Origin of the sequence: Microcoleus sp. AT9b-C3, from assembly GCF_036705485.1 — a bacterium.
Classification (GTDB): Bacteria; Cyanobacteriota; Cyanobacteriia; order Cyanobacteriales; family Microcoleaceae; genus Microcoleus.
In genome coordinates this window covers 1-23,062 of record NZ_JAUBUR010000025.1, presented here as the reverse complement: position 1 = coordinate 23,062, position 23,062 = coordinate 1, and the positions used below count along the sequence as shown (strand labels likewise).

The following is a 23,062-nucleotide window of genomic DNA, read 5'->3' as shown; positions in this document are numbered from 1 at the left end:
TTTTGGCCCTAATCTGTTGATTTTTAGGATTTATTTGCTTGAGTTTTACTGGCTATTTTTCAGTCCTTTCTAGAAATGTATTCAGCAACTTGCTCGATGTAAATCGGATAATAAATTAAAGCAACTTGAACCGAATTAAATAACATTACATAATCTATCTCTAAGTACCGATGAGCCAAAATGTTACGCAGACCTGCTGATTTTACTAATTCTTCACTAACTTCAGGTGTAATAATTCCATAGCTTCCAAGCTTAACAAAAGATTCTCGATTACTATCCGAGTTAACCTTCATTTCACGGGTCAGAATATGCTCGTTAATATCAACTGCTGCCTGAACGATCAACTCCATTATTCTTTCTGAGATTATTTTTGAATCGAAGCTAGCTAGATAATTTTCCAGGCTCATCGATTCAAAACGTCTCAATTCGAGCAGATACTCTCCAATAAATTTGAGTCGCGTTAAAACTACTGTTTTCTGAATACTCATACCGACCTCCAATTTTTGAGAAAATCATCAATACTCTGATAAAGTTGACATTCCAGTTCTTGCAATTCCAGCTCGTTCATCAGATGAGTTTTGACAAATTGCTCGAACTGACCGGATTCTTGTTCATAAAGAAGTTTGCCATCATGAGCAATAAAATTGGCAATCAGAGGGGAACAGCGATTCAATTCAACCACATCAATTTCATCGCTGTTAATGCTAAAAGCTTCACCCAAAATTCCAGGAACTTCAAACCATGCAAAGCCTCGATTATTGCAAGATTCTTCCCTAAGCTTTTCATCGTAAAGTGCGGCAAAATCCCAGTCACTTTTGGCATGAGTATCGCCTCTGGCACGAGAACCAAAGAGAATTAGCATTTTGAGGTAAGGAATTTGTTCGGGAAGTTGTAAAGCACTTTCGTGAAGTTCAGTGAGTGTTGGGGAAATTTGGAGCATGGTTAACTTTTGTAGGGTAAACAAATTCGAGGGCGAGGACAGCAAATTTTCTGTTGTCAGAATAGTTTGTCTCTAGCACTCTATCTTTAGAGGGGTAGAAAGAGAAAAATTCCTTCAAACCCCCTGACAAAATAGCATTACATCCTATTATTGACGTTCAGCAACAGTCGGTATTCGTGCTGTTGTCCGCTTAGGCGACGTTTCTCAAACTCATAGCCTTGCTTTCGCAGAATGTGCATGGTTGCTGAAAACCGATGGCTAACACTCTCGATTAGCTCATTGGCGCTATGCCATTGCCCATCGGACATCAGCCGAAGCATTTGATTCGGAAGATTATCTGTCATGGTTGTATTTGCGTAGGTTTACAACCAGACCAGCCATGCTCTATTCTAAGAGTTAAGTAATTTAAACACGGGCGAGCTGGCTTTATGTCTGGCTTGCTTTTTACTCTACCATATATTTTAGGTTAGTACAGCGATAAAGTAAAATTTTTGAACCGATTGAGCGCTTTCACGCTAAGATAGATACACAAATGCCTTTCAGGAATTGAAAGAGTACCGCGATCGAGACAATAACCTTGTCTTTCACACAAATACCTATTAGGGCTTGAAAGCCGGAGCTAGCCTCTGGCTTTTTTTGTTGACTCTAGAATTTGCACAGCAACATTTGTGACCCATGAGATTTGTACTTGCACTAAAATTATATTTGCATTGAAAACCAAATCTGTCAAGTATGTATTTACACTTTTAGTGAATGCCCCGCAAAAAAGAGACAATTACACTTTCAATTCCGACCGGAACCAAGGAACAGCTAGAGGCGATCGCCCTTCGCCTCGGTATCAAATGGGGCAAAAGTCCCAGTGTATCTGGGTTATTGGTCGCGATCGCCCAGCACAAGTTAGAAGTTGGTGAGCCCTTTACCCTCAGCTCCACCGAAGTCGCAGCCTTACAACAAGCTGCTAAACTCCTTGTTGATTCAGGCCATCTTCGAGACGCGGAAGTTCTGGCAGCATTAATGTTAGATCGGGGCAACCTTGATGCTCCCCTGCGTCAATCAATTCTGCAACTGGTTAGTCAACCCAGCGAGGGATGGCGTCCCCGCGTGGATCAGCTCAGGAAGGCTCAACAGCCATTTCACCTCCTCTACCGTAATAACCAAGGAGAGGACTTAGAGTACACAGTGCGATACGCCGAGGTGTCTTTTGAAGAAAAACGCTTTTACCTCAACATCTGGTGCGAAGAGACTGATGACATCAAAAATCCCGACTTTGCCGAACTCATCCACAACCGCTGTCTGCGCTTCGACAACATCAAAGCGATCGTCCCTATAAGTGGACACTGGCGGTGCGAAGGCTTAGACTATCTAGCAGTGTACTTACACTTTCGGGGCGGACTGATCAAAGCCTATGAACGCAGAGTGGACAAGGATATTCAGGATGAAGTCTTAGGAGAGGGAAAAACCAAGGTGCGACAAGTTGTGCGGCGCGTCTCTAATCCGTTTTGGTTGATTCGAGAGGTGTTTCGGTACGGCAAAGACTGCGTAATAGTCTCGCCCCAGAATGTGCGCGATCGCTTCCAACAAGAACTGATCGACCTCTGCCGCCAGTACAACCTGGAAATCCGCGATTAAATCAAAAAAAAAGCAGCCGGTAAAGGCTGCTTTGACAAAAAAACCGTTGTTGAGTTAGAGGAGAAAACTTTTAAATCGAATTCAAATTACCGCTGTTTCCACTCCTGCCTGAGTTTCCACTATTTCCATCTACCGCTGACTCACCTTGCCTTCAGAACAAAACTTCAAATCCCGATTAGAATGCTGCTGAAAGTTCGTTAACCATTTTCACTCGGCCTCTGAGCACCGCCCGCAGCAAGCGGTTGACACAGCCTCTGTCTTCGTCATTCAGAGAGTCGTCGAAGGTGGCGGCCATCAAACCGTAGCGATCCGCCAGAGTCAAAACGCCTGTATCGGTTACAGAAGCGAGGATTTCAGAGATAGCGCCGGGGAGGAGTTGTACGGGGTGCATGGCAGTGCGGTTGAATTCGATATATCTATCATCTTCTGGTTTCCTCTAAATATCGGTGATATTAATAAGGTCGCAAATGTGATTCTCTAGGGTGAAAGCAAGTGATCCGAGTAGAGTAAAGTTGTGACTTGGGTCACAGGGTCACAGGTTGCTGCAGGCAATTCCATCCCGCGCCGATTTTTGGGTAGGACGTGGGGCTGACGGCATTTCGCTAAAATGATCGTTAATCCCCCAACCAGTTTAATTTTTACCCCTGTACCGAAAATGCTTGATTTTCTCAATCCCATCTTGGGCCGCAAGCCCGATCGCATCAAAGCCAATGTGGAAATCTATACTTGGCAAACCTGTCCCTACTGCATCCGCGCCAAAACTTTGCTGTGGTGGAAAGGCGTAAATTTCACGGAATACAAAATTGATGGCGACGAAGCGGCTAGAAAAGCAATGGCCGATCGCGCTAACGGACGCCGCAGCGTGCCCCAAATTTTCATTAATAAGCAACACGTAGGCGGCTGCGATGACATTCACAAACTCGATGCAGATGGAGAGTTAGATGCGCTGCTAGCTCAACCAGCAGTTTAAATTAGTGTAGGTTGGGTTTCGTTCCACCTGCTCAACCTACAAATTTACAAATCTTTGGCAAATTTACTTAGATTATCTTGCCGCCATTTAGCATCGGCGCGCCTGTCTGTTTGCAATTCTAAGACACGAATCCCGCTACTTGGCAAAAAACTTAATTTTTGTTTGAACTGTTCCCAATCGTCTATTATCTCGTGTTCCACGCCATAAGTTGCACACAACTGAGCAAAGTTAATCTGCTGCGGCGTGGCAAAAAACTCTTCAAAGGGCGGGTCAAATTTCGCAACTGGCAACATTTCAAAAATTCCGCCACCGTTATTATTAATTAATATGATTGTCAGATGACCGACAAATTTATTTTTAATTAAAAAACCGTTCGTATCGTGCAAAAGTGTTAAATCGCCTGTTAGCATGATGCTGCTTTGATTGCGGTGAGCAACTCCCAAAGCTGTTGATAATGTGCCGTCTATGCCGTTAGCGCCGCGATTGACAAAAGGTTTTATTTCTAAGTGGTTTGGCTTCCAGAAAAACTCGAGATCTCTGACGGGCATACTGTTGGCAATAAATATCGGTGTTCCAGGCGGCAAAATTTGGGAAAGCAGCCAGGAAACTTTGGGCTCGATTATGTGGTTAATTGTTGATATTTTTTGGTCTATTGTTTGTCTGACTTGGATTTCGGTGTTGCGCCAAAGTTGGAGGTATTCGTATGAGGGAGAGGTTAGAACCCCCCCTAACCCCCCCTTAATAAGGGGGGGGACAAGACTTGATTCCCCATTGGTCAGGGGGGGGATTTGATGGGAGATCTTAGTGGTAGCAGGGGCTCGATCCCCCCCTAACCCCCCCTTAATAAGGGGGGGGACAAGAGTTAATATAGTTGCGAGATTAGTTGCGAGATTTTCTACCGAGGTTCGCAGGTGAATTGTTTGGCCGTGTAGGGGATCGAAGTTGTGGTGGCTGGGGTCGATTATGTAGCGTTTTGGTTGGGTTTTGTCTAGCCAGTTTCGCAGTTCTTTGCTTGTGGGTAAGTCTCCGATTTGAATGGCGATTTCTGGGGTTAATTTATCTGCTAGTTCGCGGTTTCGCAGGATTAAATCGTAGGTGGAAATTAGATAATGATTGAGTTGGGCGTAGTTTCTGACTGGGGATAGTCCTTCTGCTAAAACTGGCCAGTTTAAGGATTTGGAAATTTGGGCGATCGCACTACAGTATTTTTCGGCAAATTCAGGCTGTGCAACGCCTGCAATAATAATCCCTTTGCTGCACTTTTGCCACTGTTGCATGGTACTTTCTTCTCCCCCCCTTAACAAGGGGGAGCTGGGGGGGGTAGAGCTTTCTCCCGTGAAAATTGGTTCTAATCCTGCAAAGAAATCTTCGGGATTAAATTCTGTTTCTAAAGCTTCTACGGCTATGTCTGGAACGGGTACAAGCGGGTCGCGAAAGGGGATGTTGAGGTGGACGGGGCCTGGTGTTGGGAATTGCGATCGCTCCCAAGCATACACGATCGTCTGCCGCAGATAGTCTAGCATTCCTGTGGACGCAGAAGGTATCGCTAATTCGGCTTGCCAGTTCGGATAATTGCCGTATAGTTTCACTTGGTCGATCGCTTGTCCGGCGTGACAGTCCCGCAGTTCTGGAGGTCGATCGGCGGTGAATATTAGCAGCGGAATTCGACTTTCTCTGGCTTCAATTATCGCCGGATAAAAGTTTGCTGCGGCGGTTCCCGATGTGCAAATTAGTGCGGTTGGCAAATAGGATTTTTTGGCAATTCCTAATGCAAAAAAACTCGCTGAACGTTCGTCGAGTATGGGAATAGTTTCTAGTTTTTTGTTTTGAGCAAAGGCTATTGTTAGCGGTGCCGATCGCGAACCGGGACAAATGACGGCGGTAGTTAATCCCAACCGCTGCAAAGTTTCTGCTAATACGGAAGCCCAGACGGTATTTGTGTTGCGAAAATCTATTGGCATTGCTAAACCTGAGTAGCTCAACTCTGTATTGTGCTAGGATATTATACTCAAATAATTGTCAGGATACATTTTTATGATTCTTGAGGCGGTTGTGCTTAATGTCAAATCTGGCTGTGAGGGTGATTTTGAGATAGCTTTTAGAGAAGCCTCCAGTTTGATAGCGTCTATAGATGGATATTTATTTCACGAACTTCATCGCTGCACAGAAGTTCAAGGAAAATATCTATTATTGGTGAGATGGGAAAATTTAGAAGCTCATACAATTAGATTTAGGAATTCCGCTGAATATCAAGAGTGGAAAAGAATGCTTCACCATTTTTACGATCCTTTTCCCATAGTAGAACATTTTGAGGAGGTGAAAATTAATTAACATGACTTACGCACTCCAACCAAAGAAACCGGGTTTTTACGGAATCTACTGGCTCGAACGCGTCTTTTCGTAAAAAACCCGGTTCCTGGGATCGGATTAAAATTAGTTGAATTAGACCAAAGCATTTAAAAGTGGTTGTAATTTGAGCTGAATTTCGGCTAGTTCTTTTTCCGGTTCGGAACCTGCCACAATACCATTACCAGCATAGAGTATAGCCCGATCGCCGTCGATTAATGCCGATCGAATGCCGACCGCAAATTCCCCATTGCCACGGGCATCGATCCAGCCGATGGGTGCTGCGTAGAGGGAGCGATCGCAGGTTTCGCAGCGACGAATTTGTTCGAGGGCGATGTCTCTCGGAACGCCCGCTACCGCTGGGGTTGGATGCAGTTGAGCTAAAATCTTTAATAAATGAATATCGGCGGGAATTTGAGCTGTGATTGGTGTCCACAAATGCTGAATGTTTGATAGTTGCAGCAGTCTGGGAGTTGGGGGACAATTGGGGGTTATGCCTAGTTTAGAAAGGTGATGGACTATAAAATCAATCACAACTTGATGTTCTCGAATATCCTTCTCACTCTCTAGCAATCCCTGGGCTAGTTTCGCATCTTCTGCTTCAGTTTTTCCCCTCGGTGCTGAACCGGCTAAAGCATCTGTTGATAACTGATTGTTGTGAATGCTAATTAAGCGTTCTGGACTGGCACCGATGAAATTTTGACCTTTGCCGTTACTGGTTGAAAATACATAGCAATCTGGATAACTGAGGCGCAAGTTATTTAAGGAATCTATTAAACTGACAGGGGTTTTAGAAATTACATTTATGGCTTGGTATAAAACAATTTTACTAAAATATTGAGATTTTATCAATTCTAAAGCCGACTTGACTGATGTTTTAAATTGACTGGCATCATTCACGGGAATTTGTTTCAAAGATATCGAACTGTCGAGCGCTGTAGTTAATTTAGGGTATTTTCGAGAGGCAATTTTATCAAATGTTTGCCAGATATTTTCGGCGATGCTTTTAATGTTTATATCTTTTTCTATGACGGCATTGGCGACGATAATGCAGCTATCTTTCTGTCGGGCAATTTGCCATTTTGGTAAAAATATGGTAGCGGGCGGAAAGTAAGAATTAGCCGCAATGTTCTCATCAAAAAAAGTAAAACTGCAAAAAAAGTGAGGCCCGCTAAATGGCAAGCGTTCCGCACCAATGGTAATTGTATTGGCAAGTGTTGAACGAATAAAATTTTGAGCTAAGGCAAATCGATCGGTTCCTGCTACTGTGAGATGGATTGCCGAATCGAGGGCTGCGATCGCAAAACTTTTGCCGACAATTGGGTTTCTTTTTTCAAAGTAAAAGTGCCGCTGACAAGGTTCGGAAATCTCTTGCAGTACAGCTAGCGGATCGACGGGGTAAATTTCCTGAGAAATACTAACTATTTTTGTGCGATCTTTTTCGGTTAAAGACTGCTGGCAATTTAACAGAAACTGATGCAGTTGATTGCGGTTTTGCAAGAGATTAGCGCGGTGCGGTATTACTGTCATGAAAGCGAGAATAGCAGATTTGTCAGATAGAGTGTGGGTTTGTCCGGCTAAAACCCCTATTTCGATCTAAGCACGGGAGGGCGATCGCAAAACATGACCTTTCGAGTTTCCCGGAAAGTTTGGGCTCTGTTGGGGAAAAAAACCCCCGTCGGGCGATCGATCGAAACATTTAGACACAAAACTTTAAGATCGATCGGCTAAATTTCGCAAAAGTCGATCGACCCCTGCAGAGGTTTACAGACGGGCTACTTGCGCTGTTTGAGTACCGCCACAGCCTCTGTGTGGATGCCCCCCGTACACTCAACCCGATCGAGAGTAGACTTTGTTCACCAATAAAATTGTAAAATTACTACGCTGCTATCAATTGCATCAAGTTTGTGTAATGACAACAAAGTTAATTGAACGTTCAAATAGTAAATTGTGGCTGGCGGCAATCAAGCCGCCCATGTACAGCGTTGCGGTGATTCCTATTTCAGTAGGAACTGCAATTGCTTTTGCCGAAACTCAAACGATTAATTCGTCAATTTTTTCGACATTTTTAATGTCAGCCATTTTGATTATAGCATGGCTGAATCTCAGCAATGATGTATTTGACTCAGAAACAGGCATCGATAAAAACAAAGCGCATTCTCTAGTTAACTTAACCGGCAATAAAACTTTAATTTTCGGGCTAGCCAATCTGTTTTTAGCAGTTGGAGTGTCGGGAATCTGCGCCATAAGCTGGTGGCAAAAAGACGCAACAGTAATTTTGCTAGTAGTTTTGTGCTGTGCTCTCGGCTACACTTATCAAGGGCCTCCGTTTCGTCTTGGCTATCAAGGTTTGGGAGAAATTATTTGCTTTTTCACCTTCGGGCCGCTAGCCTTAGCCGCAGCTTATTACAGTCAAACTCAAACTTGGTCTGCAACTAATTTTGCGGCTTCAGCAATCGTGGGAATTACAACGAGTATCATCTTATTTTGTTCCCACTTTCACCAAGTTGAGGACGATTTGGCGGCGGGTAAAAAATCGCCAATTGTTCGACTCGGTACGAAAAAAGGTGCCCAGTTGTTGCAGTGGTTGTGCGGCAGCATTTATGCTTTGACTGTGCTATTTGTGGCTTTGGGAATGTTCTCAATTTGGACGCTGTTGATTTTTGGTAGTTTGCCATTTGCGATCGACCTTTGCCGCCATGTCACAGACTATCACGACCAACCGGTAAAGGTCAGCAACTCTAAGTTTATCGCAGTTACCCTGCATTTTTCGAGCGGATTGCTGCTGGCGTTGGGGTTTGCTTTGTAGATCGGGCGATCGAGAATCCCGGTAAATTGGAGGTATGGTTTGCTAAGTTGAGGGAGTTCGTGGAGTTGCCAGAGTTTGGCGACTTCTCAAAATCTTCTTTAATTCAGCAATCCGTACCTCACATTGAATCGTATAATTGTATATGGACAAATTTAATAATTATAACTTTCACTATTCCTTAACTGGCAACAATAATCAGCCGACACTTTTATTTTTGCATGGATTCACGGGCAGCAGTCAAGACTTTAGCAGGGTCATTCCCTTACTTTCTAACAGTTATTGCTGCTTAGTAGTTGACCTTCCCGGCCACGGAAAAACCCAAGTCAACGGCGACGAAAGTTGCTACAATATGCCAAATACAGCCCAAGCATTGATCGAGTTATTAAATGATTTACAAATAGACAAATGTTTGTTATTGGGCTATTCTATGGGCGGGCGATTGGCACTTTACATGACATTACATTTCCCAGAAAGATTCGAGAAAGTAGTATTAGAGTCAGCTTCGCCAGGATTGAAAACAGAAAAAGAGCGATCGCACCGCCTGCAAGCCGATTTACAGCTAGCACAAAAGCTGGAAAATAGCAACATTAAAGATTTTTTATTCAACTGGTACGAGATCCCTTTATTCAAATCTTTAAAAAACTCTCCCCACTTCGACAAACTCATAGAAACCCGCTTAGCAAACAATCCCTTAGAATTAGCCAAATCACTCCGCCACATGGGAACAGGCAACCAGCCCTCTCTCTGGGAAAAACTGCCACAAAATCACATCCCCATCCTCTTGCTAGCGGGAGAATATGATGATAAATTTACAACTATAAATACCGAAATTGCCAGCTTGTGTCCAGCCGCCCGTCTGGAAATTGTACCAAAAGCGGGTCACAATATTCATTTTGAAAATATTGATAAGTTTGGAGCAGTTGTGAGACAATTTTATGATCAATAAGACTTGCGACACAAATATCAATGTTGTAGGGTGCGCACTGCGCACATTCTTTAATCCTATGTAACAACAACGCGCACATTCTGTAATGATCGGGTGCGCAGTGCGCACCTTACAATTGATAAAATGAGAGACTTTTATGATTAACCAAAAAACCAATGCTTTATCAATTGGAGTTTCGCACTTATCAGCGAAAATTTAAGCGTCCACTGCAAACAAGTCACGGAATTTGGGATATTCGCGAAGGAATTATCCTGCGAATTACTGACGAGAATGGTCAAATTGGTTGGGGAGAAATTGCCCCTTTGAGTTGGTTTGGTTCCGAAAGTTTTGAGCAAGCTTTAGATTTTTGTAAATCGTTGCTAGGTAATATTTCAGAAGAGGCGATTTTCTCTATTTCTGCTGAATTGCCTGCTTGTCAATTTGGCTTTGAGTCAGCACTATCAAACTCTAGATCCCCCCTAACCCCCCTTAATAAGGGGGGGACAAGAAATATTCTCAAAGTCCCCCTTATGAAGGGGGATTTAGGGGGATCTAGACTTCGCCTAAAATCGACATTGATTGCGGGTTCAGTCTTAAGCAGTCACCAATGGAGAGAGGTTGGGGATGAAGAAGAAAAAAATCGGTTCAGCGGTTTATTGCCAGCAGGTGAAACAGCTTTGCAGGCTTTGCAAGTGCTTTGGTTAGAGGGATATCGCACGTTTAAATGGAAGATTGGTGTTGCTGCAATTGAACAAGAATTAAAGATTTTTCAGCAGCTAATCCAAACAATGCACAATTTGTGCGATCGCGAAAAAGCATTTTTGCGGTTAGATGCCAACGGGGGACTCAGTTACTCGCAGGCTAAAACATGGCTGGAAGCTTGCGACGAGGTAAAAGCAACTCCCGATTTTTCTGCAGACATTGAATTTTTGGAACAGCCGCTGCCCGTAACACAGTTTCAGGAAATGGTAGAATTGAATGCTATTTATGCAACTGCGATCGCCCTTGATGAATCTGCAGCCAACCTCGATCGCATTCAAGAGTGCTACACCCAAGGCTGGCGGGGCATTTTCGTCATTAAACCTGCGATTGCTGGTTCCCCATCTCAACTGGGAAAATTTTGTCAAACTCACAATATAGACGCTGTTTTCTCATCAGTATTTGAAACCCAAATCGGCAGACAAGCAGCATTAAATTTAGCAACAGAATTATCTTTAAATAAAAGAGCACTCGGCTTCGGCACCGATTGCTGGTTCGATGACAATCATTCGATTTTAGATTTTAGATTTTAGATTTTAGATTAGTCTCACGACTAAATCAGGCGGGTTAAGTAATTGTTTTTAATCGAGAAACTTGGTGAAAGCATCTATGGCAACAAATCTCACAGTAAATATTCGGGATCTCGCGCCTAGCTTGCCAGATAATTGGCTGATTGGTTGTGACAGTCGCGAATTTGCCCGAATTGTCGATCGGCTATTTCAAGAAATCACCCAAAATCCCGCACAAAAAACACCCCCAAAAATTTGCCTCGCCGAACCAGAACCAGTGCAATTTCTTGCCAGTTTCACCGCCGCCCGCGCCGCCAAATGCCCGATTTTTCTCTGCAATCCCAATTGGGTAAAACCCGAATGGGAACAAGTCTTTGATTTAGTCCAACCAGACATATTTTTAGGACAATACCCGCTTCCCAAAAATCCCCATATCCCAGTCAGCGAAGGCGAACTTCGTTTGTCTAGCCGCGAATTCCATTCGCCCGGTAAAAGCGGTTTTGGTACGATCATGATTCCCACAGGCGGTTCTTCAGGAAAAATCCGTTTTGCCATCCACACTTGGGAAACGCTAACGGCATCAGTACAAGGTTTTCAACAATATTTTCAAGTAGACAAAATCAACTCGTTCTGCGTTTTGCCATTATACCACGTCAGCGGTTTAATGCAGTTTATGCGTTCCTTTACTACCGGAGGGAAACTGGCAATTCAGCCATTTAAAGAATTAGAAAGTGTTAAAAAAAGCGACATCGAACCAGGAGAATTTTTCATTTCTTTAGTTCCAACTCAACTGCAACGGCTGCTGCAAAACGCAGACACAGCTAATTGGCTGAGACGGTTTCGTGCTGTACTTTTGGGCGGTGCTCCCGCTTGGCCGGAACTTTTAGAAACAGCTAGGAACTATCAAATCAAATTAGCGCCAAGTTATGGCATGACCGAAACTGCATCGCAAATTGCTACACTAAAACCCGAAGATTTTCTCGCGGGCAATAGCAGTTCCGGTCAAACTTTACCGCACGCTAAAATAACTATTCGCAGTGCCAATGGCGATATTTTGTGCGAAAATCAAATTGGAAATATTGTGGTCAATGCTAAATCTTTAGCCTTGGGTTATTATCCTAAAAAATTTGGCGACAGTGAATATTTCCAATTAGATGATTTGGGATTTTTTGATAAAAATAACTACTTAAATATCGTCGGACGCAGCAGCGACAAAATTATCACAGGCGGAGAAAATGTATTTCCGGCGGAAGTTGAAGCCGTTGTGCGATCGACTAATTTAGTTGCGGATATTGCTGTAATTGGCTTGCCAGACCAAGATTGGGGTCAAGTCGTTACGGCTATCTACGTTCCCGCTAATTCCGAAGTTACTGTGAAAAATCTGCAAGCAGCGATAGAAGATAAGTTGAGCAAGTTTAAGCGGCCGAAATATTGGGTAATTGTCGAACAATTGCCGCGCAATTCTCAAGGCAAAGTTAATCGAGAACAATTGCAAGAAATTGCGATAGAATATCAATTTATGTAGGGTGCGCATTGCGCACCTTACCGCTATTTTACTTATGTAGGGTGCGCATTGCGCACCTTACCGCTTGCGCTCAAATATCAATTTATGTAGGGTGCGCAATGCGCACCTTACGGCTTATGTAGGGTGCGCAATGCGCACCTTACCGCTATTTGAGTGCCATCGAATATCAATTTATGTAGGGTGCGCAATGCGCACCTTACCGCTATTTGACCTAAATTACGACAAACCTAACAGCCTTCTCGTCCTCTCTGCTTCTTGTCTTTGAAAATCCACAAACTTCAACATTCGGTAAAGTACCTCTATTTGGCGCAACTTAATACCTGCTTGCTGCGCCACCCGTATCGGATTACCAAAAATCGCCTCAACTTCCAGGGGCCGCGATTCATCATAATCGATTTTCATGCTGGTGCGGTAAGGCTTCATTTTCTCAGTGTATTCGAGCATATGTGGGATAAAGTCATCGGGAATAATGCGATCGCAACTTTTGGCGGCTGCTATCACTTCCCCCATGATTTCCTTGACTAAAATCAGAGTATCGGGATTAGCCATCAGTTCATCTGTTCTGGCATCCAACACTACAGACAGCCCGTTATAAGGAATATTCCAAACTAGCTTTTTCCACCTTGATAATAGCAAATCTTCGCTCATTTTAATAGGAATATGAGCACGTTTAAAGTCCGCAGCAATTTTGTGCAATCTATCAGTAATACCGATTGCTTTGTAGTCTTGGGCATATTCTCCCAGCGTGATAGTGCCGTAATCGAGGTGGCAGATATGACCGGGCCCAACTTTATAAGAACAGAGAAAACACAGCCCGCCTAGCACTCGTTCTGCACCGACAATTTTAGCTACTTCCGGTTCGACATTCAATCCGTTTTGCAATACTAAAACCGCGCCGTTATCCTTTAATAAAGGAGGCAATATTTTGGGCAACAAGTGATTTTGAGTGGTTTTCAGCCCTACAATTACTACGTCGCACTGAGGCATTTTGTGCGCGTCGTGGTAGGCGCGGACGTGGGGGAGGGTGAAGTCACCTTCGGGAGACTCCACAATCAAACCGTGTTTTCTGACCTGTTCGTAATCGCTGCGTAGCAAAAAATTGACTTCTAAACCTGCTTGTTGCAGTCTAGCACCGTAGAATCCGCCTAAAGCTCCCGTGCCCACAATGGCATAATTGCGATTTGACATAATATCAAAAACTCCGAAAAAATTCTCAACCAAAAAGAAATTAGACCCCGCTCTAAAACGGATACAGTGCCACGTACTCCTGTCGCGATCAGTCCAAAATTTTAGACTTTTGTTGAAACTCCCAGATTCACTGCGCTGCAAGTAAATCTAAAATCTAAAATCTAAAATCTAAAATCGACTGACTGTCATACCCTGCTATTATTTAAAGATAGAACTAATCGGAAATCTCAATCTCTAATTTCCTCATCCACTGCATCAAGTCTTCAGATAGATGTTTTCTAGTTCGGCTAACTGCATTGATGCAGACGTGCTTAGTAAGAGCTTTTGCTGCGCTTCTTCCTGCAACTTCCCCAGAAAATACTTGATAGACAATTTCCAATTCATCGCCAGCAACTTGTTTGGGCGTCAATTGAATCGTCAGCAGATCGCCCGCAAACATTGGGCGATAAAAATCTACACTAGCATGAATTATGGGAAAGGCAACTTCGGGATTGCTAAAAAATGCTTTGAGATTGATTCCCGATGCTGCTAGAGATGCCTCGTAAGCTTCGTGGCACATCGCCAAAACGTTAGCAAAGTAAACGACTCCAGCAGCATCGGTATCTTGAAAGCGAACAGTGCGGGTGTAAGTGAAAGGCATTTGAGGTAGTAAGGGGCGATCGCAAATTCGATCGCAATTTTACCAACCATCATATCGGTAAACCCGCACTTTGGGAGAAGTTATCAGCTAAGTAAGTAGGCGCTAATTTTTTATCTGGTAAAACTCGCCATCCTCACTGCTTCCCCTGATTTCTTAACCTTTGTTCTTAATCAACATCACGTCTATAATCTTGAGGGCAATATCTTCGGAAAGCCCCAAGGCACTGTAAAGATCGTTCAAAAGTTGTTCTTCTTCTTCTGAAACCTCGCCATCTGCTAACGCGATATCAGTTGTGACCGCAAAAACAGTTTCTTTAAGTTCGTCGGGAAGCGTTGCTAAAGCCGCATTAAACAGTACCTCAACTCCTTGCCGTTGCAGAATCATCAGCAGGCGATCGAGCATTTTTCTCATCACATCATCGGGATAGCTGCGGAACAGTTGCATCCGAGATAGCGTCATGCTAATCGCTTTACTTTCGCTGTCATTGATGTAACCGTCGGCTGCTACGGCAATTAGTGCGATCGCCGCAAATGCTTCTGCAGGCCCTAACGTTACGTCTGTTTCTTGACGAGTCTGCGATACTTTATCAAATAAACCCATGATATTTTCCTCATTATTTAGTAGTCGATTCATGGAGTCAGGATGTGCTCTGGCTCGAGAAGTTTCTTGGGAGATTTCGACAATTATATCAAATCTTGTTAGTTAGTTGTTATCAATAAAGTTATGAAAAAATTAAGATTTTTATTTCGCCCTTGTGTGCTGTAAGGGCGGGTTAATTCCTATCCTGAATTGCCTGGCCATATATCGACTAAAACCCGCCTTCCCAGCGCCGACTATCTATTTGTCAAAAAGGGCTAAATCTGCTTTCAGGAAATCAACAAACTGCCGCGCAGTCCTCCCCGATCGCCCATTGCGACGAGTTGCCCATTCTTTAGCGCGGTGTTCCAAATCCTCAGCAGCGAGTTTGATTCCAGCAAGTTCTGCCAGATGTCGGACAATTGTTAAATAAGTGTTTTGATCGGCCGGTTCAAAAGTTAAAGTCAAGCCAAATCGATCGCTAAATGAAAGTTTTTCCTGCACAGTATCCCAAGCGTGAACTTCCTCTCCATCGCGAGGGCGAGGCCTGTCGTCAAAAAACTCTCGAATTAAATGCCTGCGGTTAGATGTTGCGTAAACTACCACATTTTGAGAGCGAGCAGTGACATTTCCTTCCAAAACAACTTTCAGAGCTTTAAAAGCATCGTCATCTTCCTCAAAGGAAAGGTCATCCACAAAAACAATAAACTTTTGAGGAACTCCCCGCAACTGCTCGACAATTAGTGGCAAATCTTGCAAATCAGATTTAGATACTTCAATCAAGCGCAGATTGCGAGATCCAAACTCATTTAATAGCGACTTCACCAAAGAAGACTTACCCGAACCGCGGCTCCCGTACAGCAAGACGTGCAAAGCCGGATAACCTGCCAACAAAAACTCCGTATTTTTCACCAGAGCATCCCGCTGCCAATCGCAGCAAACCAACTCTTTTAAAGTTATGCCATCGGGATGTGAAATACTCGCAAACTGCCCTCTCCGCCACGCAAAAGCGCGATATTCTGCAAACAAACCCGTGCCAAACTGTCGGTAATAAACTGCCAAAGATTCCGCCGCGCTCGACCATTTTTCTAGTTTCCCGTGCAGCGGCAAATCTCCCTGTTCTGCTACAGTTTCTGAATGCCAAATCGGAGGTACTGCGTCAAGTTGACCCGCTACCCGCACCCACTTGCTCAATTGTTCGCTGCTGCATTCGTAAATATTTTGCAGCACTTGTAAATCATGTCGGGCGGCCTCCACCAAAGCGGGGGGCAAACTTGCAAAATCTGTTTGCTGTGCTCGGCAAGAAAAGGGGTTTTCGTCTTTGAGAATTTCCCAAATCAGAGAATCTTTCCAGCTTAAATTTTTAGCAGCCTGAAGTTTGAACCAGTTCCCGTAAGCTACCTGACATTCCAAACCGCTGACTTCGCTGTGGTGGAGGGCTTGCAGCAAATCGAGAAAAGCTTGACCTGCGGGGCTTTTGAGAACTGATTGATACAGCAGCAGGGATGCTGCTTGGCGCTGGAGGTAACGGATTTGGGCGATCGCAGCAGAAGTTAGGGCTGACATAATGGCAATTGTATAACAGTTACATATCCTGACTGGCTTTAATAAATTTTCTAACAATTCGTGACACTAATTGCAGGCCGCGCTGTATAAATTTAGATGCAAACAGTCAAATCTGGAGGATTAAAAATGAATTTAGGTACAGCAGCCGCGATCGGCTACGGCATTTTAACACTGGTTGGCGGCATCATGGGTTATATCAAGGCCAAAAGCCAAGCCTCGCTCATTTCCGGCTTGATTAGCGGTTCGCTGCTAATTTTTGCCGGCACCGCCCAGCTTATGGGACAAAGTTGGGGTTTAACATTAGCAGCAGCCATCTCCGCTGTTTTAGTAATAGTCTTTATTGTGCGCCTGGTTAAAACTCAAAAATTCATGCCTGCAGGAATGCTAATTTTAGCTAGCTTAGCGTCTTTGGGCGCGATCGTTTACGAACTCAGCGGTCAATATCAATAATCAGTTGACTGTTGACTATTAACTGTTTTTAGTGGTCAGTGGTTATTTGTTAATTGTTAGTTGTTCGTTCTAATAACCAATAACCAATAACTACTAACCAATAACCAGTGACCAGTGACCAATAACTAATGACTAATGACTGCATCAATATACTGCTGAACTTCCCTGAGTTGCTGCCGCTGGCATTCGATCCAATCTTTTTCCGCCGATCGCTGTTCCGGCGTCTCTTTCTGATACCGCGCCTGCTTCTCTAAAAAATTATTGTAGAATTTAATCGCTTTTTCAACTGTTTGAATGGCTAGTTTCATGCGCTCCTCAAAGACTGCTATAATCACATTATCCAGGATTAACCCAATCACTTTACAGGACTCTTCAAAATCGATCAAACTGATTCCCATCTTGCTTTTATGAACCAGAGTTTCTACAGGTTCTTTCAGCGTTTCTTTAAAAGTTTTCATATAAGAATCAGGCAAATATTTCAGTGGCTCCGTAAACTTCGATACAATCTCCCCGCCTATTGATTGTAGTCGCTCTCTAAATTTCGACTGACTGTTTAGGTCGAAGCATTCAATACAAAGTTCAATTTTTTCTATATCAATAGATTGTAATTCTTTAAAAATTAAACTCAGTTCATTCTCCATAATTAAAATCACTCGCTCGGCTTGGGCATCAACTTCATTCCGCAACTCTTTGTGCAAATTATCTTTTTCAAAAAAACCAATAGTATCTCTTTGAAAGACTTGAGGGTTTTTATCCCACAAAAACCACTGATTTTTTAACTTGGTCGCCTTGTCGCTCCAAGATTGGCGAACTTTAACAACAGCATCATATTTGCCCCGTTTTCCTAAACTGCGAATTCTCACATCGCAGCCGCTTAGTTCGCCAATTTGCTCCCAGACATCAACAGGAGAAGATCCAGCAATTCTCGGCTTGCTATTCCAAACATCCTCAGCCTGAGATACATCTTTGAAACATACCTGAAGTAACCCCTTGAGTCTGATGGCAGATTGCTTAATTTCGTCAATACAAGGTTCCACATCTAAACTGAGTTGGGTAGCTGACTGTTTAATCTCCACGGATTGATATTCGTCTGCCAACAATCGATCGCTAAACAGGGTAATAGCCTGGAATGCCTTGAGATACTCATTCATTTCCTTTGATGCCTCGTTTCCATAAACAGCATACAATACAAAACATCTGCCTTTTTGAATGGAAACTGAGTCACCACATGGATTATATATTCACCCCTGCAACTCAGGCGCGACTCAATAGTGGCAACCTTGTACAGCCTGCTGCCAAAACAGGAAAATTGCTCCCGGCTGCTAGAGATCCGGTGACAGGGGAGTTTGTGGAGCTCGCAAAAATCTTTTATCAATCAAGAAGTGAAACTCTATCCTCGCGCGGAGTTATAGGATTGCTCGCACAGTTAGCCGGAGGTGGCCCCATACAGCCACTGGTAGCTCCCGTCTACGTGACACTGGCGCCGCTGCAGGTGGCTCAAACTCATCAGGGGTTTCAAAAAACATACAGAATGCTTAACTGTCTGAAAATTAATTTGGCAGTTATGCAAGCGACTGCTGCTGTCATTGGTATTGGCACTGTATCGAGCACAGTTTTGTCAGCAATAAACCTCAACCAAGTATTAAAAATCCGAGAAGAGGCCAAGCACCAGAAGCTAAAAATTAAAGACGGGTTTATCGATCTCAGACACATCCTCAAAGATAGGGGAGTAGAGGTAATCCAGCAGATTTTTAAGGTGGCTCACGACTCTAGTTTTGAAATGCACCGCCAGAAACTGGTTAACGGTTATGAGATTTTTTCTAAAGCTATCAAACGCTGTCAGTCAGCCCTAACCGTGCCCGATCTTAAACTTCGGAATTCCGAAATTAATAGCGGGCGGGATATGCTATTTGAGGCTTTAAAAATTTATGATAATCCTAGTTTGTTGGAGGGGGTGTGTTCGGCCGGACAGCTCAGGCAAATGGAATGTGTTTGGGCGATCGAGCAGGCGATCGGGGTCACGTTTCACTTGCAGCGGGCTTACGATATGGTGAGCGATCGCCTGCTGGAACTCCAATCAAAAATTCGTCAAAATATTCTAACTGTTGTTAAAGGATGTCAATCGGAACCCGAACTAGATTTTTTATTTCCCGAAGTTACTAGGATTCTCGGTCATGATTTAAGTGTAATAGAATTTTGGCAAAATGAGGTTGATTGGATGGAAACTTTGTCTCCAAAAGAGCAGCACCAGTTAGCTAGTTTAGATAAACTCACCGGCGAGAGTTTAAAAAGCAGCGTGTACACTACATTCGCGGTATTAGCTGCGGAACCTTCACTTTATGAAACTTTAAAGCAAAAGTCTCACTTTCTATCCTTGCGCGACCAGCTAACCTTCGCTGTGTCGCCGGAAATCCGCCGGAGATACGAAGTTTATGTCAGCCAACAGGCGATCGCTACTGGCTATCAAGCTTTAGCTGCATCGAATTGGCAAGAAATATCCGATTTAACTGTGGCTAACCTCTACCACTTTTTTCAAATCCGAGAAAAATCAACTGAAAAGTATCCAACTGAGGACGAATTAGAAACGCCTTATTGGCACTTTCCCAAAACCTTAAAAAATGAGCTGAATTATAGCAATTAAATGACCAATGACTAATGGATACTGTTGACTGTTGACTGTTGACTGTTGACTGTTGACTGTTGACTGTTGACTGACTTCTTCAGTCCTGGACACAACTTTTCAATTGTTACACTATCTGTAGTAAGGTGCGCACTGCGCACCCTACAAGTATTGACTTCTTCAGTCCTGAACACGACTTTTCAATTGTTACACTATCTGTAGTAAGGTGCGCACTGCGCACCCTACAAGTATAGTCTGTGCGTCAAGGACTATTTTTCCTTCTTCGTTCTTCCTTCTTCCTTCTTCCTTCTTCCTTTTTCCTTCTTCGTTCTTCCTTCTTCCTTCTTCCTTCAGATTACCTCAACCACAACTTAATAGTATTGTCTTTAGAACCGCTAGCAATAGTTTTCCCATCAGGACTAAAAGTCACCACATAAACCTCATCCGTATGTCCCGCCAAAGTATTCAGCAACTCTCCCGTAGCAAAATCCCAAACTTTAATAGTTTTATCCTTGCTCCCGCTCGCAATAAACTTCCCGTCCGGGCTAATCGCAACCGAGACAATATCGTCAGAATGTCCCTTTATAGAGCGAATTAAATCTCCTGTTTCGATATTCCAGATTTTAATACTTTCATCGTAGGAACCGCTAACAATTGTCTTGCCGTCGGGGCTAACAGCAACCGACCTCACCGCGTCGCCGTGTCCCTCAATAGTTTTGACCAACGCCCCTGTTGCCACATCCACAATTGTAATTTTTGTATCCTTAGAAGCGCTAACCAAACTTTTTCCATCTGGAGTAAAAGCAACAGAATAAACAAAATCTGTATGGTCTGGAAAACTCTGAATCAAACGACCAGTTTCTGCATCTGAAATCTTTGTGGTTTTGTCTCCGCTACCGCTAGCAACAAGCTGTCCGTCGGGGCTGAGAGCGACAGACCATACAGAAGCAGTGTGGTCGAGACTGCGAATCACTTGCCCTGTTTTCAAATCCCACAGCATGACTCGCCAAAAACCGGTTCCAGTCGCCAGTTTCGTACCGTTTGAGTCAAAAGCAACCGACCAAATAGTCGAGGAATCTCCTGGAAAAGTGCGGATCGACTTGCCTGTAGCTAAATCCCAAATTTGGATGGTTTTGTCTTTAGAACCGCTGGCTAACATTAAGCCGTCTGGACTGAAAGCAACCGACCCAACTGCATCTGAATGCTGAGCGAAATTTTTGACTTTGGCGTTCTTCCACTGCAGACCTGCTTGGCACTGTTCCTGTAACTCCTGAGCGGACGCATAGGTGCTGGAAGTGTTGGCAATTGTTGGTATTTGGCTGATGCAGTCTTCATAATTGCTGGCTTTATAGAGAGCGGCAATTTGATTGAGCTGTTGGGATTCTTTCTGGGCTCGCTGCTCCCATTCTTGCCACTTGAGATATCCATAAATTCCGCCGATCGCAGCTAAGATAGCCGCAATTGTTGCCCCGGCAAGATAAGGATTGAATTTGCGAGTTTCTTTGGGGACAAGTGCTGCTGGGCTGGCGATCCTCTCCGTTGGCGTAGCCCCCGTAGGGGCGGGCTGCGCTAACGAGAAATCGGTTTTTCCGTTCAGATTTACCTGGGAGGATACCGCCGGACTTGCCTGCAATTCGAGTTGAGGGGCGCTGCTGGCTGGTGGCCCACTGGGGTTGCGGTGTCCCTCCAAAACTGTGGAGATCGCCTTGTACAATTTAGCGAATAAAGATTTAGGAACGACTAATTCTTCGATTTTCGCGGCATCTTCGTCGGTAAGCCCTAAAACTTGCTGCAAGCGTTTTAACTCGTCGCGAGTTTCCACAGAAAAGGGATATTCTTGCTGCATTGCTTCTTGCAGTGATTGTTCGTAGCGTTCGCCTTTTTGCCTGTATTTGCGGTAAGGGTTCAATACCTCATCTTCGATCGCCTCTGCTTCTTCTGGCAGCAATTCCAAACTGACGCGCAGTTCATCTAATATTCTACGACCGACGACTGTAATATCACCCCGACTGCTGCTGCGCCGATCGACTTCTTCGCGATATATTGTTAGCTTAGGAATCCGCGCCCGCGAGCGATCGCCAATTTTCCTCAAATCGGCTAAAGCTTCCGCCGCCGACTGGTATCTCTCCCGAAAATCGTAGCGCACCATATTATCCAAAACATCCGCCAGCGCTTGGGAACACGTGGCTAAATGCCGCCAAACAATTTCACCTTTATTGGAATTTTTCAAATCCCGCAGTTTCGGCAAATCGTAAGCCGGCAAACCCGTCATTGCTTGGATGCCAATCATTCCCAAAGCGTAGATATCGCTGTTGAGTTGCGGGTTATATTGAAATTGTTCGATCGGCATATATTCCAGAGTGCCAATCCGCACAGTTACCGGCGCTTGTCTTTGAGCGATGTGAATTTCTTTCACCGAGCCAAAGTCAATTAAAACTAACTTATTGTCTGAATAGCGGCGGATTAAATTTGCAGGTTTAATATCTCGGTGGATTACTCCCTGTCCGTGTACAAACACTAAAATTTCTAACAGTTCCTTCAGCAAAGCAATCATTTTTTCTTCGCTTAGAGGTTTGCCCGGTACAATCTCAGTTGATAGCGAGTGACCGGCAACAAAGGATTCAACTAAGAAAAATTCTTCATTTTCTTCAAAATAAGCGAATAGCTGAGGAATTTGGTCGTGTTGACCGAGCTTTTCTAGAACTTCGGCTTCTTTTTGAAAAAGACGGCGCGTAGTATTAATTAATTTCGGTTCGGTGGTACCGGGACGCAGGTGCTTGACAAAGCACTGCGGTTCTCCCGGACGGCGAATATCTTTGGCAAGATAGGTTTGTCCAAATTCTCCTGTTTCTATGACTTCAATGATTTGATAGCGTCCATCTAAAAGTTGGCTCACCATGATAATAACGCAGCCTTTTTTTGGTTGATTTTCGCAAGAAACAGTTGCACTGTTGAGTCAGTTGTATAGCCTTTTTCAGGTAAATTAGGTGTTCCCAAGCCTTGGCAAAACAGGGCATGGGGCATTGGCAAAACAGGGCATTGGGTATTCGGAATAGTTGTTTCTTCCCTTCTTCTTTCTTTCCTTCTTCCGACTTCCATCGGACTTATTCCCTCTTCCTTCTTTACTTCTGATTTCTTTCCTTCTGACTTCTGACTTCTGACTTCTGACTGAGATATTGCACCATTCTCAATTACTTGTTTAGGAACAGGCAAGATGCCTATTCCACAAGAAAAATCATTCTTTGTGGAACGGGCATCTTGCCCGTTCTTGACAATGGTGCAACATCTCAGTTCTGACATACTTTATTTTTTCAACATCTGCAAAGCTTGATATCCCAAAAAGAAAAAACCCAAAGCGCCGAGTACCGCTATCGTGTTCGCAAACACATCGACTGTAAAAAATTCGCCCATTGCAATCTCCTCTGACAACTGATATCTATCCTCGGCTTTTCGGTCGCGGTCAGGGTGAGGGGTTTTGCCCCTCGGTGCGGGCGAGCCGAAAGATGCTCACAAATTATAGCAAAAGAGGCGGACAATCGATTTTAGATTTTAGATTTTAGATTTTAGATTGAAGCATTGACCCCACGGATGAATCCGGGGGCTTGTATCC

The 23,062-nt window shown here is 43.9% G+C and carries 21 protein-coding genes; 9 read left to right on the top strand and 12 right to left on the bottom strand.

What is annotated here, in order from left to right; all coding sequences use genetic code 11:
• Positions 1–59: 59 nt before the first annotated feature.
• Together hepT and mntA are read right to left on the bottom strand one after the other, a co-directional pair.
• A complete protein-coding gene (hepT, locus tag QUB77_RS21010) occupies positions 60–488 on the bottom strand; it encodes a type VII toxin-antitoxin system HepT family RNase toxin (RefSeq protein ID WP_333177209.1) in 429 nt (142 codons plus the stop codon).
• Positions 485–940 carry a type VII toxin-antitoxin system MntA family adenylyltransferase antitoxin gene (gene mntA / locus QUB77_RS21005; protein WP_333177211.1) on the bottom strand — a complete coding sequence of 152 codons (456 nt, stop codon included), beginning with the start codon at positions 938–940 and terminating at the stop codon, positions 485–487. Before mntA ends, hepT begins: the two co-directional genes overlap by 4 nt.
• A gap of 753 nt (positions 941–1,693) precedes the next feature.
• Between mntA and QUB77_RS21000 the strand changes: the two genes are divergently transcribed.
• Positions 1,694–2,569 (top strand): WYL domain-containing protein, encoded by an 876-nt coding sequence (locus tag QUB77_RS21000; protein ID WP_333177217.1) that lies wholly within the window; start codon positions 1,694–1,696, stop codon positions 2,567–2,569.
• Positions 2,570–2,744: 175 nt separating this feature from the next.
• Here the strand turns inward: QUB77_RS21000 and QUB77_RS20995 are convergent, their stop codons facing one another.
• Positions 2,745–2,960, bottom strand: coding sequence for a hypothetical protein (locus QUB77_RS20995; RefSeq protein ID WP_333177220.1), 216 nt, complete (start codon positions 2,958–2,960; stop codon positions 2,745–2,747).
• Positions 2,961–3,224: 264 nt separating this feature from the next.
• On the opposite strand from QUB77_RS20995, the gene grxC reads away from it, so the two are divergent.
• Entirely contained in the window at positions 3,225–3,539 is a 315-nt protein-coding gene (grxC, locus tag QUB77_RS20990) for a glutaredoxin 3 (RefSeq protein WP_333075604.1), read from the top strand.
• A 44-nt stretch (positions 3,540–3,583) separates the two neighbouring features.
• On the opposite strand, the gene menD is transcribed toward grxC, so the two are convergent.
• Positions 3,584–5,500 carry a 2-succinyl-5-enolpyruvyl-6-hydroxy-3-cyclohexene-1-carboxylic-acid synthase gene (gene menD, locus QUB77_RS20985; protein WP_333177223.1) on the bottom strand — a complete coding sequence of 639 codons (1,917 nt, stop codon included), beginning with the start codon at positions 5,498–5,500 and terminating at the stop codon, positions 3,584–3,586.
• 73 nt (positions 5,501–5,573) lie between these two features.
• Here menD and QUB77_RS20980 point away from each other — a divergent pair, with 73 nt between their 5' ends.
• A complete protein-coding gene (locus QUB77_RS20980; RefSeq protein WP_333177225.1) occupies positions 5,574–5,870 on the top strand; it encodes an antibiotic biosynthesis monooxygenase in 297 nt (98 codons plus the stop codon).
• Between the two features lie 111 nt (positions 5,871–5,981).
• Here the strand turns inward: QUB77_RS20980 and QUB77_RS20975 are convergent, their stop codons facing one another.
• Complete coding sequence (locus QUB77_RS20975; RefSeq protein ID WP_333177228.1) at positions 5,982–7,415, bottom strand: isochorismate synthase; 1,434 nt, start codon at positions 7,413–7,415, stop codon at positions 5,982–5,984.
• A 382-nt stretch (positions 7,416–7,797) separates the two neighbouring features.
• On the opposite strand from QUB77_RS20975, the gene menA reads away from it, so the two are divergent.
• The 4 genes from menA to QUB77_RS20955 all read left to right on the top strand — a co-directional run bounded on the left by menA (position 7,798) and on the right by QUB77_RS20955 (position 12,412).
• Complete coding sequence (gene menA, locus QUB77_RS20970; protein ID WP_333177231.1) at positions 7,798–8,694, top strand: 2-carboxy-1,4-naphthoquinone phytyltransferase; 897 nt, start codon at positions 7,798–7,800, stop codon at positions 8,692–8,694.
• A gap of 142 nt (positions 8,695–8,836) precedes the next feature.
• Complete coding sequence (menH, locus tag QUB77_RS20965) at positions 8,837–9,640, top strand: 2-succinyl-6-hydroxy-2,4-cyclohexadiene-1-carboxylate synthase (RefSeq protein WP_333177234.1); 804 nt, start codon at positions 8,837–8,839, stop codon at positions 9,638–9,640.
• Between the two features lie 155 nt (positions 9,641–9,795).
• On the top strand, positions 9,796–10,911 hold the full coding sequence (locus QUB77_RS20960) for an o-succinylbenzoate synthase (RefSeq protein ID WP_333177237.1): 1,116 nt from the start codon (positions 9,796–9,798) through the stop codon (positions 10,909–10,911).
• Between the two features lie 76 nt (positions 10,912–10,987).
• Complete coding sequence (locus tag QUB77_RS20955; protein WP_333177238.1) at positions 10,988–12,412, top strand: 2-succinylbenzoate--CoA ligase; 1,425 nt, start codon at positions 10,988–10,990, stop codon at positions 12,410–12,412.
• A 216-nt stretch (positions 12,413–12,628) separates the two neighbouring features.
• Here QUB77_RS20955 and QUB77_RS20950 read toward each other — a convergent pair whose 3' ends face one another.
• The 4 genes from QUB77_RS20950 to QUB77_RS20935 form a co-directional block, all read right to left on the bottom strand.
• Positions 12,629–13,600: a putative 2-dehydropantoate 2-reductase gene (locus QUB77_RS20950; protein ID WP_333177241.1), complete on the bottom strand. Its 972-nt coding sequence runs from the start codon at positions 13,598–13,600 to the stop codon at positions 12,629–12,631.
• Positions 13,601–13,814: 214 nt separating this feature from the next.
• The gene (locus tag QUB77_RS20945; protein WP_333177243.1) at positions 13,815–14,240 is read right to left on the bottom strand and encodes a thioesterase family protein; all 426 of its coding nucleotides are present in this window, start codon (positions 14,238–14,240) and stop codon (positions 13,815–13,817) included.
• 153 nt (positions 14,241–14,393) lie between these two features.
• Positions 14,394–14,840 carry a tellurite resistance TerB family protein gene (locus QUB77_RS20940; RefSeq protein ID WP_190739853.1) on the bottom strand — a complete coding sequence of 149 codons (447 nt, stop codon included), beginning with the start codon at positions 14,838–14,840 and terminating at the stop codon, positions 14,394–14,396.
• A gap of 237 nt (positions 14,841–15,077) precedes the next feature.
• Positions 15,078–16,382 (bottom strand): ATP-binding protein, encoded by a 1,305-nt coding sequence (locus QUB77_RS20935; protein ID WP_333177246.1) that lies wholly within the window; start codon positions 16,380–16,382, stop codon positions 15,078–15,080.
• A 126-nt stretch (positions 16,383–16,508) separates the two neighbouring features.
• On the opposite strand from QUB77_RS20935, the gene QUB77_RS20930 reads away from it, so the two are divergent.
• A complete protein-coding gene (locus tag QUB77_RS20930; RefSeq protein ID WP_333068784.1) occupies positions 16,509–16,832 on the top strand; it encodes a TMEM14 family protein in 324 nt (107 codons plus the stop codon).
• Between the two features lie 125 nt (positions 16,833–16,957).
• On the opposite strand, the gene QUB77_RS20925 is transcribed toward QUB77_RS20930, so the two are convergent.
• Positions 16,958–17,983, bottom strand: coding sequence for a hypothetical protein (locus QUB77_RS20925; RefSeq protein ID WP_333177247.1), 1,026 nt, complete (start codon positions 17,981–17,983; stop codon positions 16,958–16,960).
• Between the two features lie 77 nt (positions 17,984–18,060).
• Here QUB77_RS20925 and QUB77_RS20920 point away from each other — a divergent pair, with 77 nt between their 5' ends.
• Positions 18,061–19,473 carry a hypothetical protein gene (locus QUB77_RS20920; protein WP_333177248.1) on the top strand — a complete coding sequence of 471 codons (1,413 nt, stop codon included), beginning with the start codon at positions 18,061–18,063 and terminating at the stop codon, positions 19,471–19,473.
• Between the two features lie 334 nt (positions 19,474–19,807).
• Here QUB77_RS20920 and QUB77_RS20915 read toward each other — a convergent pair whose 3' ends face one another.
• Complete coding sequence (locus tag QUB77_RS20915) at positions 19,808–22,351, bottom strand: protein kinase domain-containing protein (RefSeq protein WP_333177250.1); 2,544 nt, start codon at positions 22,349–22,351, stop codon at positions 19,808–19,810.
• The gene (locus tag QUB77_RS20910) at positions 22,345–22,752 is read right to left on the bottom strand and encodes a hypothetical protein (protein WP_333177253.1); all 408 of its coding nucleotides are present in this window, start codon (positions 22,750–22,752) and stop codon (positions 22,345–22,347) included. The genes QUB77_RS20915 and QUB77_RS20910 overlap by 7 nt, the downstream gene beginning before the upstream one ends.
• Positions 22,753–23,062 lie beyond the last annotated feature (310 nt).

Bases quoted from the DNA above. Each gene is read 5' to 3' on its own strand.
- hepT (WP_333177209.1), bottom strand. From the start codon at position 488: ATGAGTATTCAGAAAACAGTAGTTTTAACGCGACTCAAATTTATTGGA.
- grxC (WP_333075604.1), top strand. From the start codon at position 3,225: ATGCTTGATTTTCTCAATCCCATCTTGGGCCGCAAGCCCGATCGCATC.
- QUB77_RS20910 (WP_333177253.1), bottom strand. From the start codon at position 22,752: ATGTCAGAACTGAGATGTTGCACCATTGTCAAGAACGGGCAAGATGCC.
- QUB77_RS20945 (WP_333177243.1), bottom strand. From the start codon at position 14,240: ATGCCTTTCACTTACACCCGCACTGTTCGCTTTCAAGATACCGATGCT.
- QUB77_RS20940 (WP_190739853.1), bottom strand. From the start codon at position 14,840: ATGGGTTTATTTGATAAAGTATCGCAGACTCGTCAAGAAACAGACGTA.
- QUB77_RS20995 (WP_333177220.1), bottom strand. From the start codon at position 2,960: ATGCACCCCGTACAACTCCTCCCCGGCGCTATCTCTGAAATCCTCGCT.
- QUB77_RS20925 (WP_333177247.1), bottom strand. From the start codon at position 17,983: ATGAATGAGTATCTCAAGGCATTCCAGGCTATTACCCTGTTTAGCGAT.
- QUB77_RS21000 (WP_333177217.1), top strand. From the start codon at position 1,694: ATGCCCCGCAAAAAAGAGACAATTACACTTTCAATTCCGACCGGAACC.
- QUB77_RS20915 (WP_333177250.1), bottom strand. From the start codon at position 22,351: ATGGTGAGCCAACTTTTAGATGGACGCTATCAAATCATTGAAGTCATA.
- menA (WP_333177231.1), top strand. From the start codon at position 7,798: ATGACAACAAAGTTAATTGAACGTTCAAATAGTAAATTGTGGCTGGCG.
- menD (WP_333177223.1), bottom strand. From the start codon at position 5,500: ATGCCAATAGATTTTCGCAACACAAATACCGTCTGGGCTTCCGTATTA.
- menH (WP_333177234.1), top strand. From the start codon at position 8,837: ATGGACAAATTTAATAATTATAACTTTCACTATTCCTTAACTGGCAAC.
- QUB77_RS20955 (WP_333177238.1), top strand. From the start codon at position 10,988: ATGGCAACAAATCTCACAGTAAATATTCGGGATCTCGCGCCTAGCTTG.
- mntA (WP_333177211.1), bottom strand. From the start codon at position 940: ATGCTCCAAATTTCCCCAACACTCACTGAACTTCACGAAAGTGCTTTA.
- QUB77_RS20975 (WP_333177228.1), bottom strand. From the start codon at position 7,415: ATGACAGTAATACCGCACCGCGCTAATCTCTTGCAAAACCGCAATCAA.
- QUB77_RS20960 (WP_333177237.1), top strand. From the start codon at position 9,796: ATGCTTTATCAATTGGAGTTTCGCACTTATCAGCGAAAATTTAAGCGT.
- QUB77_RS20930 (WP_333068784.1), top strand. From the start codon at position 16,509: ATGAATTTAGGTACAGCAGCCGCGATCGGCTACGGCATTTTAACACTG.
- QUB77_RS20920 (WP_333177248.1), top strand. From the start codon at position 18,061: ATGGATTATATATTCACCCCTGCAACTCAGGCGCGACTCAATAGTGGC.
- QUB77_RS20980 (WP_333177225.1), top strand. From the start codon at position 5,574: ATGATTCTTGAGGCGGTTGTGCTTAATGTCAAATCTGGCTGTGAGGGT.
- QUB77_RS20935 (WP_333177246.1), bottom strand. From the start codon at position 16,382: ATGTCAGCCCTAACTTCTGCTGCGATCGCCCAAATCCGTTACCTCCAG.
- QUB77_RS20950 (WP_333177241.1), bottom strand. From the start codon at position 13,600: ATGTCAAATCGCAATTATGCCATTGTGGGCACGGGAGCTTTAGGCGGA.